Origin of the sequence: Bdellovibrio sp. ZAP7, assembly GCF_006874645.1 — a bacterium.
GTDB lineage: Bacteria > Bdellovibrionota > Bdellovibrionia > Bdellovibrionales > Bdellovibrionaceae > Bdellovibrio.
On sequence record NZ_CP030082.1, the window covers coordinates 1,855,053 to 1,867,515 of the forward strand.

Genomic DNA, 12,463 nt, shown 5'->3' on the forward strand with positions numbered 1-12,463 from the left:
GTAATTACCTAAAATTCCTTGAAAAGTCCGGTTGTTCCATAAGGTTTGTCGGGTTCTTTACCGATAAGTTCTCACAGGAGCCATCGGTATGTTTATGAAAACGAGTAAACAAAAAGGTAACGCAATTCTGCAGGTGCTTACCGCTATCGCGGTCATGAGCATTAGTTTTTATTTCCTGTCTGCGTACGTTATCTCTCAACGAAGACAAGTAGTTAAAACTAAAAACGTAGTAAACCTAAAATTCGCAGTAAATAGCGCGATGGACTACGTGGTGTTTGGTATCCGTCAAAAGTATTGCTTTGATAATGGATCACTTTTGCAAAACACCACCAGCTGCGACTGGAACAACCCAGGTAACGTCGAACGTTTGGTGATGTCAGATGAACAGTTGGCATCCCTTAAGGGAATGGTGGCTGCTGGCGCGAATATTGGTCCCCATGATTCCAATTTGGATAAATTACGCCTTGATGCCATTGATATGACATTGAACTTTCCGGTGTCCTCAGCCCATCCCTTATTTCCGGTCGTGAACAATTTGAAACGTGTCGTGGATGAGCAAACGGGTAAAGAAATTCCCGTTCAAGGTATTCGTATGTATTTGAGTCGTCCAGCTAACTCCGGTTATTTGCCGAAAGCGGGACGTGAAGTTTACATCTCGGCACAGATTTCATTGATCGATAAAAACAAAACGGTCATCCAAATCGGAAGTGCACCTCTTGAAGTGCGTGCGCAAATCGCTATCTATCCACGCGAGCTAGGTTCCTTTGCGCTGGTTCTTCCCGGTGACCTTCGCATGGACCGTACGTGGGATTCCGTTCCGCCGAAAAATGGCGACGTTATTTTCCATAAATTTGCAAACAAAGCAACCATGGGCACAAGCCCCGGCATGATTTTTAAAAGCCCCGTTTTCGTAAACGGTAACATCAACTTACCTGTGGATAGCGGCAATGCTTCTAACTCGAACTACGCTGGCGTAACCTTTGCGGATCGCGTGTACATGGGGAATGGTTGGATTTTAAAACCCGACAACTCTCCGTATAATCCACCAACTCAGGGTGCACTTCCTGACCGTTATTGGTCTGATTCCCGCGTGTTTGGCGGTTTCCTAAGAGGTATCGAAAACGATGGTATGCGTGACTTGGGTCTTGACGTTATGTCAGGAACTGCCAGTGGCTCATCTGGTACTGAATTTGACCTTAATAAGATTTGTGCGGAACTTAATCAAAAAAGTACACAACTTGAATCCATGGAGGCGTCTAATATTAAGGCCACTCCTGGAACGAATCCAGACGACCCATATCGTGTTGTTCTTACGAATTACAATACGTTCTATCCTCAAAAAAATCAGTTGCCGTCTCCAACCACGTCAGGAGACTGGAGTACTGGTAAGTGGTCTGTTGATAATAAGAATAAGTTAACGGGTGCTATTATGAACGTTGAATTTTCATACGGTACAGGTGCTGATGCCCGTTCATTTAGTGTCGATCTGGTTAAGGACGGGAATGTTACAATTTACCCTCCTGTTCTAAATCCAGCGAGAAAAGCAGCAATCGTCGCAAGCTTAAATCAGGCTAACACTGATTATAAGAACGCAAAAAATGCAGACACATCGAATGCAGATAGCTTAACTAAGCTAAAAAATAAGTTAAATACCGCAGAATCGGAGTTAAGAAATTTAGAAGATCAATTAGATGCAGAGCAAGCGAAGCCAGTGGAGCCAGTGGCAACACCGTCTCCTTCACCGACGGCTACGGCAACAGTTTCGCCAAGTCCGACGGCAACAGCTACGGCAACGGCATCTCCGACTGCCACGGCTTCACCGACAGCTTCACCGACAGCTTCACCGACAGCAACAGCTACGGCATCTGCTTCGCCGACAGCGACAGCGTCGGCTTCTCCAACAGCAACAGCCTCGGCTTCTCCAACAGCCACAGCAACAGCAAGTGCTACAGCATCACCAACAGTTTCTCCGACAGTGACACCTCCTCCAGGTGGGTACCAGGATTCAGATAAGATCAAAGACTTAAAGACTCAGATTTCAGTCAAAAAATCGGAAATTTCTGATTTGAAAAATCAGATCAGTGCTGCTGAAACAAATTCGACGAATTATTCCAAGGCCATGACAGACGCCCAAAATAATATTGCGAAGTATACGGCACAGCTTGATGCCTATACGGCTTTGGAAAAAAATCCTCCGTCATTCGAAATTGACTTGGACAAAGCTTACAGCTGGACAGGAAAAGAATATAAAGATCGTCTGGATGTTTTTATCAGTATCAATAATGGGTTGTACCTAATGAACAGTGCGGGTGTCCGTATTGCTGATTTCTCAATTCGTCTTAAAGGTTACGACGGTACTTACTTTAATAGTATTCCGGTCCGTTCAACAGCGGATCCCGCCCATCTGCGTGGTTATTTAAACTACCATATCGGAGCTAGTGGTAATATCACTCGTCCTACCGGTCTTTCCTCAACGTCTTCAGCAGGTGTTACGTCCGATGAGACGGCAGATATGGCTGCAAAGTGCGAAGACTACTATAATATGATTAACTCCCAGTCTTTCGGTGCTGCGAACTGGGGTGTGAGCTTCTCTCCAGGTACAAGAAAATCTTGGAACTTCGCAGGTGATTTGAACGCGACCGCGGCTGACCCTGTGGTGCCAACAAGAGTTTGGCAAGTCGATGATCAAGACTTCTATGTTCGCTCGATCGTTAAAGACTGCGTGATTACTCCTAAGGCGAACTTTGTGGCTGGATTCTATACTTGTGACAACTTGACGATCCAAGGCGGTCGTACGAAACCATTGCGCATCATCGGTACCTTTATCATTGGTAAGACTCTGAAAATCGATGAACAGGCGATTCGCACGGGTATCGTTTGGAGCAGTATCTACTATCCTCAGGCGACTCAAGAATTGAGAGAGCGTGGAATTTTGCATCCATTATCAGAGCCTAGCAATATTACGAAATGTGATAATTTGCCGTCACCGATCTGGCATCCGATGCCGTCTATCCAAGAAACAGCGGATCGTATGGCTTGTAACGTGATCAGTTTACGCGCGAAAGCAGATCCATTTAAGTGGACAGCAGTGGATCCGGATTGTGGTATCCCGGTAGGGGCGACACAAACCGTTCCGACTTGTAAACGTCGTATCTACCACTATTTCGTTGTCGAGCAGTCTAGGGAAGGTTCAGGACTATGATTAAAAAATCACTTCTTCAACAATCAAAAGGTCAATCCATCGTTGAAGCACTGGTTGCTTTAGGTCTGATCTCGGTGATCGGTCTGGCTTTTACGGGTGGACTGGTGCAGCTACGTAATACTTCAAGATCGAGCTTGCTGGCTTCTGCGACAGATCGTCAGGTGTCAGATATTTCCGAGAACATCAAAGCCGGAGTTCAAGACTATCAAGTGAACTTTGACTATGATCCTTCCCAAATCGATACCTACCTGGCTTTGAACAATCTTCCAATGCAGTGGGATGTGGGCCGAGTTGCAGCCAAAGGGCAGTGCGATACTTGTCAGGGAACTTATGGATATTTGATTCAGCCGTATGAAAAATATCGTGGTCTTTATTTAGTGACCTTACGTATGACTCATAAAAGCTGGTTGCCTGAGAAATTTAGAGACTACACATTCGTGGTGAGTGCAAAATGATGATTCGAAATCAAAAGGGTCTATCACTAGCAGAGCTTCTGGTCGGGATAGGATTATCCGCGGTGGTTATTTCTGTTGTCGTTGCAGTGCAGGTCCAAATCACGAAAGAGCAAACAAAATTGACAAGACAACTGGACGATTCCATCGACCAGAATCTTGCCGAGCGTATTACATTTAAAAATCTAAATGGTGTGGAAGCTTCTTATAATAACATCGTCGTCAAAGACGATAACGGGAACAACTTTTACGATTATTACCCTGATATCACCGAAAATGTTCTAACTGGTAAAACTGACCGTGATTTTACATTAATCTACTCTGGCAAAAGAGCATTTTACGTTGTCACTCAGGATATGGGAGCAGGGCCTCTTTTAACTTACGATCCGGTATGGGCGTATATCATCGGTACGGATCCTGGGGATCCCAATAAACCAGCGTCTCTTACTTTTAGTCCCGCGAATAACAGAAAATGGATTTCTAACGAAGCCAATGGCGGACGCCCCGGGTTTTGGCGAGATGGAAATCTATTGATGTACGATACTCCAAGTCGCATTCGTCCTGCACCAGGGGGCGTGATAGATATGAAGATTCCACCACGCAGCCCCATCTATGTAGGCTCAGTTTCTACGGCAGCAGGTGATTCGTTGCAGGGATTGAATAATGAAGCAGCAAGCTTATTTAAGAATACACAACCGTATAATGGTAAAGTGATTGATAGTTTAGATACGTTTTTACGTACCCTTCCATCTGTGGGTGGGGGACAAACTATCGTCCGTACAAGAGTTATTAAAATCGCAAAATACTATGTTGAAATCGATGACAAGAAAAAGGCCAGCGAGTATCGCACGACGCCTTTAAATCTGTATGTCACAGAATACAGAAACGGCGGTTGGGAAAAACCGACGTTGCTTGCGGACGGGGTGGAAAAAATGATTTTCCGCCGCGATTCAGTCTTAAAAAGAATGATTTATTTTAAAATTTTTAAAGCGGAAAGATTAGACGGACAAAACTAGTATCCGCTTTAGGGGGACGTTATGAAAACAATAGCTATTTTGGGAGGCGCGCTGGTCTTGTTGACTTCCAGTGCTTTTGCAGACCAAAACAACGTTGTGACAGTCAGTAAAGACGTGCCGATGGCAGTGAACTCGGTGAGTTCCGGGGAATCCGTTGTCGGAGCTCCAGCTTCTGGAACAGTCACGCGGTCCGGCCGAGAAACGATGACGGTGCGTCTAGTGAATTCATGTTTCGGTACGAACCTTCGTGCTGTGACAAATCCACTGGCGAAGAGCTCACTCATCACCGCAGATATTAATATTCTGGTCGGTGCCACAAACTATAATCTGGGTGTTGAGTATCCAGCCGTTATCGTAACTCCGGAAGGTACCGGGAATGTCGGTAACGGTAGCGTGGGCAACATTAAAGCCTCTAAGGTAAGAATGACCCCGGCCGGCGGTACAGCTGCGGTCTACGGGAATATCGTTGAGTTTAAAACGAAAATTCCTACGGGCGTGACAGTCGATAACCAAGCAAATATCTCCGTTTCAAAATCAAATGTTTCTTTAGGGAATATGAGTTTTGAGCAAGAGATCTTGGACTGTAAAACGGGCCCGGTTTTCGGGGATTATGGTTGGTCATCAAAAATGCCAACCTATGGTTGCGGAGACTTCATGGGTAAGGACGGAACCGTTACAGCCACTATTGGTGGCTTCAACGTTTCTCCAGACCGCTCGACAGTTGAAATCTTCATCAGCTTCCCAGGTGAAACAGGTTTTTGCGGCGGTTATTGGTCACCTCTAATGGTGTTCTTTGATGACAACTTGCCAAAGTTTGAAAACGTAAGTTCATTTCCTCTGAATCCAGGCGGAAAAGTGTATTGGCCGAATGCCAATCATCCAGGGTTTTTCTTAGCGATCGACCGCGACAAAAACGGCATGATCGATAAGAAAGACGAGCTTTTTGGGGACAACAACACGGCGATCAATGGTTTTGAATCCTTGAAGAAATTCGATTCCAATAAAGACGGCGTGATTGATGCCAAGGATAAAGAATTTAAACGCTTGGTGCTTTGGAAAGACATCAACGGTGACGGCGTTTCCCAAAAAGGTGAACTGACGAAGGCCGCTTTGAAATTGGATAAGATTTCTTTGAACTATGAAAACTACGAGGAAGCTCGCGGTAAAAACGCTGAGATTCGCCAGCGTGCGAAGTTCTGGTATACCGATGCCAAAGGTAAAAAGAAAACTGGAAACGTTTACGATATTTGGTTTGCACCGTATATCCAAACGAATCTCGCTGACACCAAATAGTTATTTCCCGTTCAGTAAGTCCTGAACGGTTTTCTCTAAAGCCTGTGCTTTCTTAGCGTCAAAGCCGCGAACGAAAGTCACAGGCTTTGTGTTTTTATCAAACACGAAAACCGTAGGAATCGCCACGACATCAAAGGAATTCATAAATTTTCGATCTGGATCTACAAAGACAGGAAACGGGTACGGAGATTTCTTTAAGTAAGCATTCCGTTCCTTTTCGTTGTCGTCTTCATTGACCGCTAAAACCACTAAGCCCTGGTTCTTATACTTCTTATAAAGCGCCGAATAGTGGGGCAGGGCCTCTTTGCAGGGCTCACACCAGGTCGCCCAAAAATCCACCAGAACGACTTTGCCCTTTAAATCCTCAAAGCGAATCTTGTGTTCGTTAATTGAGTTTCCCGGAAGCTTATTAAATGAAATGTTCAAAGCCGTATCAGCAGCAAAAACCTGAAGCGAAATCAAAGAACCAAATACCAGGGCTAAGGCACGTAACATAAAACATCAATCCATTTTGTTTAAGTACTTAAGAAGCAAGTCGCGACCGCGCATTTTTGCTTTTAAGATTGATAGGAAAATAAAAACACCACCGGTTTTGCGATCCAGAAAAATAATTTCCCGCGGTGGGGTTCTAAAAGAAAACTGACGGGCAATCTGAAAAACCTTTTTTGATAAGCGTTGCGGAAGATCCGTATTTTTCCAGTCGTAATTACCTTGTTGGTCAATGACTCCCAAAGTATTGCGAGGATCATTAAACTCGATAAAGGGCTCGACCGTCTCAAAGCAGAAAGCTTCAAACACAGATTTTAATTCTGCGCTATCACCTTCTTTGATAAAGCCAAGCTTTAGGGCTGCTTCCGTGAACATCTCACGATTATTGAACAGGGAGCCTTTCACCATTTGGCGATAAGGAATCAAAAAGGAAGCGTCGTAAATGCGGGTTGCACCGAAATCCAGAAGGATCAATTGATCATGGCCTTGGGGATCGATGCGAATACGATAGTTTCCGCTATGTGGATCCGTTTGCACAACTCCCCATTCAAAAATTTCTTTAAAATACAGATCCAAGAAATTGGTGGCGAGACGATTGCGACGCTCCTGAGGCAAAGATTGAATCACCGGATCATCAGCACGAAGTCCGCGCTCAAACGAGGTCGCTAAAATCTTAGGCCCCGAAAATTCACGGAAAACTTTCGGGACGACAAAACGTTTATCTCCCTCCAGACGGCGGTGATAGTCTTCGGTGGCATCTGCTTCTTGCAGGTAGTCCGTTTCCTGCAGCAGCATCTCGCGAATTTCGGAAAATAAAGAATCCGTATTAAAGTCTTTAGGAATCAGCTTTAAAGTGGACAGCAAGGTTTTAATCGCACGTAAGTCGCTATCGATAGCTTTATCGACGTTGGGATACTGAATTTTTAAAACAATCAGTTCTCCAGTGGCTTTGATTTTTGCGCGATGAACTTGGCCCATGGATGCTGATGCCAGGGCTTCTTTTTCGATTTCAAGCTGTGCCAATTTTTCAGGCGGCAAAAGTTCCTTTAAGCGCTTCTCGATTGCGACCCAGTTCAACGAAGGAGAGTCCGACTGCAAAGACTTCAAAAATTCATTCGCCTCCGGCGGAAGGAAGTGCTCCCCATACATGGAAAGCATTTGCCCGGCCTTCATCAGGCTGCCTTTAAGCTGTCCCAATTCGGTGCTGATATTGGAGGCTTGAGTTTCTAAAAGCTTTTTCCAATTGGCTTCTTTAAATTCTTTGGATTTTAAAACCGTTGTGACTCCATGTTGCGCCACGGATGCCCCGGTTTGCAGGGTGAGCTTCGCGATAGAAAGACCCCGAGAGAAAACCGAGGACTTGATTTTATGAAGCCCCTGATCTTCATTCTTAGATGCCTGCGCATCATTATTCTGTTTTTTAGCAGACTTTTTCTCATCCATGCTTCAAAATTTTACCCATAACTTGATCAATGTTAAACCTTAAATGTCCACGCGCCGCATGAGTGTGTTGCTGAGCAAAGAGGATCCCATGGTTATTTTCTGGTTTCGTCGCGATTTAAGGCTGAATGACAATGCAGGTCTCTATCACGCCTTAAAAGAGAACACTGCTGTTCAACCGCTTTTCATTTTTGACTCAGATATCTTAGATAAAATCGAAGATAAGGCCGACGCCCGGGTGTCGTTTATTTACGACACCGTGGCAAATCTAAAAGCTTCTCTCCAAGAAAAAGGATCGGACCTTTGGGTGCGCCATGGGAATCCGCAAGATGTTTTTAAAGAGCTTTTTGAAAAAAATAAGATCACTGCAATTTATACGAATGGTGATTATGAACCCTATGCCCGAAAAAGAGACAAAGAGATCGCCACGATAGCTAAATCCTTCGGTGCTGAATTTAAATCGTACAAGGACCAAACTCTTTTCGAAAAAGATGAAATTCTAACTGGTCAAGGTAAGCCCTATACCGTCTATACACCCTATAAGAATAACGTGTTAAAAACTCTGACGCCTTTTTACTTGAAGTCTTATCCGAATGATAAGTACGAGTCAGCGTATCTAAAAAGTAAAAAGGCAGAAAAGCTTCCGAGTCTAAAAGACTTGGGATTTAAAAGAACTGCGATTCAGTTTCCGCCTCTGCAGATTTCTGCAAAAACACTTAAAAACTATGCAAAAATCAGAGATCTTCCAGCCGTTGAAGGTGGGACATCGCACTTGGGCCTGCATCTAAGATTTGGAACGGTCAGTGTTCGTGAACTTGCAAGGGAGGGAAATAAGTTTTCCCCGGTGTGGCTTAGCGAGTTAATCTGGCGCGATTTCTTTATGCAGATACTGTGGCATTTTCCGGAAGTTGAAAAACGTAGCTTCCGCCCTGAGTACGATAAGATTGCTTGGCGCAACTCCAAAGCCGATTTTAAAAAATGGTGCGAAGGTCAGACCGGGTATCCGCTGGTGGATGCAGGTATGCGCGAGCTTAATGCCACTGGTTTTATGCACAATCGTGTGCGCATGGTGGTCGCAAGCTTTTTATGTAAGCATCTTCTTATTCATTGGTCGGAAGGCGAGAGATACTTTGCTAAAAAGCTCTTAGATTATGATCTGGCTGCGAATAATGGCAACTGGCAATGGGCTGCTGGGTCGGGTTGTGATGCGGCTCCTTATTTTCGAATTTTTAACCCTGAAACCCAGGCGAAAAAGTTTGATCCTGACAATGAGTATATAAAAAAATGGGTGCCGGAGTTTGAAACAGAACAGTATGCTAAACCCATGATTGATCACAACGAAGCTCGTGGTCGTTGTCTGCAGGAATTTACGAAAGCGCTTAAAAAATAAAGGACGTGTCCAGTGAAAGTATTAATGACCGGTGCTACAGGCCTCATTGGTAAGGAACTTGGAAAAAAACTTGCAAGTGAAGGACATGAAATCACGGTGATCAGTCGCAGTCTGGCAAAGGCTCGTGAAGTCCTTCCTTTTCCCTGCGAAGTCGTGGTGGGAGATTTAGTTCATGGAAAAATCGAAGATAAACGCTTAGAACACATCGAAGCGGTGATTAATCTTGTGGGCGAACCCGTGGTCGGCATGCGCTGGACGGAAGATAAGAAAAAAGCAATCTATCAATCCCGAGTTCTAGCGACGGAAAATCTGATTAAAAGCATCCCACCAGATGTTCGTGTCTTTGTGGGTGGTTCCGCCATCGGCTATTACGGAAGCTGTGCTGATACCATTTTAAAAGAAGATCATCATGCCGGTATGGATTTCTTAAGCGAAGTCTGCAAAGAGTGGGAGCGCGCCTCCAGTCACGCACCTGGCAGAAAAGTTTTTATTCGCACCAGTATCGTTCTGTCCAAGCAGGGCGGTGCTTTGGAAGAAATGTTATTTCCCTTTAGAGCCGGGGTCGGTGGCGTTCTAGGTGACGGAAAGCATTGGATGAGCTGGATTCATATCGACGATATCGTTGCGATGTTTGCTGAAGCGTTGGCAAATAATAACTACGTCGGACCTATTAACGGCAGTACTCCGCATCCGGTTACGAACCGCGAATTTTCTCAAACCTTGGTAGACGCTCTGGGGAAATCGTTAGGACCAGCCGTGCCACCATTGGCGCTAAAAGCTCTCTTTGGAGAAGCAGCAGAAGTTGTTTTATCTTCTATTCGAGGCAGTGCTGAAAAAGCCATGAGTTTAGGGTTTGCATTTCAATATCCCAATCTGCGTAATGCTTTAGAGGAGATCTGTGCTCCCTATAAAGACGGTGAAGAAATCTTTTACGCAGAACAATTTATTCCTCAGCCACCAGAAGAAATCTTTCATTTCTTTAAAGACCCAGGAAACTTGGAAACAATCACACCGCCAAGTTTGAATTTTCATATCGAATCGGTTTCTACACCAGAAATCGAGCAGGGGACGGTTATTGATTATAAATTAAAGATTCGCGGGTTTCCCGCTAAATGGAAAACAGAAATTGACGAATGGAAGCCGCCTTTTCGTTTCGTGGATAACCAAAAAAAAGGTCCTTATCAGTTATGGCATCACACGCATGAGTTCAGGCCGTTTTTAGGAGGCACTCTGATGGTGGACCGGGTCCGCTATCGTTTGCCGTTGGGATATATCGGGTGGCTGACTGCGAGTAAGTTTGTCCGAAAAGACGTCGAGGAGATTTTCAAGTACCGCCGCAGTTATATTTCCCGGATGGATACGCCAAGAAAGCCTTAAGAAGGTCCAAAAAAAGCCACCTCTAAATGGTGGCTTTTTTATTTAAACCGTTGCTTCCAGGGGAATAAATTTAAACTGAGTCACATCGACCAAACCTTTATCAGTAAGCTTCAAGGTCGGAATAACTGGTAACGCTAAAAAGGCCATTTGAATAAAGGGTTCTTCTAAAACCACGCCCTGACTTTTAAAGGCACCTTTCAAATTCTCGATACCAGCTTTGATTTCATCAGCACTTTGCAGACTTAAAAGACCCGCAATCGGAAGTTCGACGGAAGCCTTCACTTGTCCCTGATCTGCAACGACAAAGCCGCCGCCCGTGCGAATGATCTCGTTCACGGCTACGCACATGTCGCTAAGATTGGTTCCGATCACCATGATGTTATGGGAATCATGGGCTACGGAACTTGCCAAAGCCCCTGAGGTTAAACCCGTGCCTTTGACGAATCCCAGTCCCGGCGGAAGGTTTTGCCCATAGCGTTCGATATTAGCCATATACAAAATATCACTTTGATCGAACTGCACACCATCGTAAAAGCACTTTAAATGCTTCGTGATGATTTCATTTTGCACGATCTCGATCACGTTATAGTGACCTTTTTTACCAGGATACTTCAAATCACTCTCTTTCAACGGAGGGCGTTTAATCGTATTTTCCATTGGAGGCTGGGAAGCCTGCAATTTTGCCGGAACTTCGTCGTGTAAACGCAGCTCAGAAACAAGTCGCCCACCAATCATCACGTCTTTGATTTTCACCTCAGAAAGATCAGTCAACAGAACCAAGTCAGCCTTTTTGCCTGGAGCGACCAGCCCCAAACGCTTTAAACCAAAGTGCTTAGCTGCGGAATAAGTGGCTAAGCGATAAGCGACATGAACTGGCACTTTATGAGTGTTGATTAATTCCTTAATAATATAGTTGATGTGACCTTCATGCGCGATTTCAAAGGGATTGCGATCATCCGTGCACAAAAGACACTGCGGAGATGAAAAATCATTCACCAACGGCGCCAGTGTCTTTAAGTTTTTAGCCACACTGCCTTCGCGAATGATAAGGCCCATTCCTTTTTGCAGTTTTTCTCGGCCCTCTTCCAAGGTGACCGTTTCGTGACAGTTCTGAATTCCCGCAAGCAAATAAGCATTTAATGCTTTTCCGCGAAGCAGGGGAGCATGACCATCCAGATTCAGATCAGAAAAGGCTTCCACCTTATCCAAAACATCTTTGTCGGCATTAATCACCCCTGGAAAATTCATCATCTCAGCCAGTCCCAATACGGCGGGATGGTCTTTGAGGTGTTTCATTTCGCTTAAAGTAAAATCAGATCCCGTGGTTTCAAATCCCGGTAAAGCCGGCACGCAAGAGGACATCTGCACAAAAAGATTTTGTTTGGTCAGCTCGGCGCACCTTAAAAACCATTCAAACCCGCGAGCTCCCAGGACATTGGTAATTTCATGCGGATCACAGATAGCCGTTGTGGTACCCAAGGGTAAGGTGGCTGCTTCAAACTCAAAAGGTGACATCATCGACGATTCAATGTGCAAATGTCCATCAATAAAGCCAGGAGTGATAAAGGCCCCTGCGGCATCAATCACGCGCTTTGCTGTCGCATCCTGGTAATCAAGGCCGACGCCAACAATATATTCCCCGCCAATGGCTATAGCACTGGGATAGGTTTCACCAGTGATGACGTCGAGAATTTGGACATTCCTGATTAACACGTCTAAAGCTTCATCACCCCGGGCCTGCGCCAGTCGTGTCGGTAATTCAGTGCGAGAAATATTTTGCGTTCTTTTGTTTTGCAATGACACG

The 12,463-nt window shown here is 44.9% G+C and carries 9 protein-coding genes; 6 read left to right on the forward strand and 3 right to left on the reverse strand.

Translation table 11 applies throughout. From position 1 onward, the window contains the following. Positions 1–94 precede the first annotated feature (94 nt). From DOM22_RS19895 to DOM22_RS08970, 4 genes are read left to right on the forward strand one after another with little or no spacing between them, the layout of a single operon-like run. On the forward strand, positions 95–3,202 hold the full coding sequence (locus DOM22_RS19895) for a hypothetical protein (RefSeq protein WP_168196613.1): 3,108 nt from the start codon (positions 95–97) through the stop codon (positions 3,200–3,202). Beyond that, entirely contained in the window at positions 3,199–3,657 is a 459-nt protein-coding gene (locus DOM22_RS08960; protein ID WP_142700030.1) for a hypothetical protein, read from the forward strand. The genes DOM22_RS19895 and DOM22_RS08960 overlap by 4 nt, the downstream gene beginning before the upstream one ends. Next, the gene (locus DOM22_RS08965) at positions 3,654–4,670 is read left to right on the forward strand and encodes a hypothetical protein (RefSeq protein WP_142700031.1); all 1,017 of its coding nucleotides are present in this window, start codon (positions 3,654–3,656) and stop codon (positions 4,668–4,670) included. The genes DOM22_RS08960 and DOM22_RS08965 overlap by 4 nt, the downstream gene beginning before the upstream one ends. Positions 4,671–4,691: 21 nt before the next feature. Further along, positions 4,692–5,963: an EF-hand domain-containing protein gene (locus DOM22_RS08970; protein ID WP_142700032.1), complete on the forward strand. Its 1,272-nt coding sequence runs from the start codon at positions 4,692–4,694 to the stop codon at positions 5,961–5,963. Here the strand turns inward: DOM22_RS08970 and DOM22_RS08975 are convergent, their stop codons facing one another. Together DOM22_RS08975 and DOM22_RS08980 are read right to left on the reverse strand one after the other, a co-directional pair. Further along, on the reverse strand, positions 5,964–6,458 hold the full coding sequence (locus DOM22_RS08975) for a TlpA disulfide reductase family protein (RefSeq protein WP_142700033.1): 495 nt from the start codon (positions 6,456–6,458) through the stop codon (positions 5,964–5,966). 6 nt (positions 6,459–6,464) lie between these two features. Continuing rightward, the gene (locus tag DOM22_RS08980) at positions 6,465–7,895 is read right to left on the reverse strand and encodes an AarF/ABC1/UbiB kinase family protein (RefSeq protein ID WP_142700034.1); all 1,431 of its coding nucleotides are present in this window, start codon (positions 7,893–7,895) and stop codon (positions 6,465–6,467) included. Positions 7,896–7,983: 88 nt separating this feature from the next. Here DOM22_RS08980 and DOM22_RS08985 point away from each other — a divergent pair, with 88 nt between their 5' ends. Then, a complete protein-coding gene (locus DOM22_RS08985) occupies positions 7,984–9,282 on the forward strand; it encodes a deoxyribodipyrimidine photo-lyase (RefSeq protein WP_246845915.1) in 1,299 nt (432 codons plus the stop codon). Positions 9,283–9,294: 12 nt separating this feature from the next. Continuing rightward, positions 9,295–10,659, forward strand: a complete 1,365-nt coding sequence (locus DOM22_RS08990) for a TIGR01777 family oxidoreductase (protein WP_142700035.1) — start codon at positions 9,295–9,297, stop codon at positions 10,657–10,659. Between the two features lie 42 nt (positions 10,660–10,701). On the opposite strand, the gene adeD is transcribed toward DOM22_RS08990, so the two are convergent. Further along, a complete protein-coding gene (gene adeD / locus DOM22_RS08995) occupies positions 10,702–12,462 on the reverse strand; it encodes an adenine deaminase (RefSeq protein ID WP_142700036.1) in 1,761 nt (586 codons plus the stop codon). Between the last annotated feature and the right edge of the window lies 1 nt (position 12,463).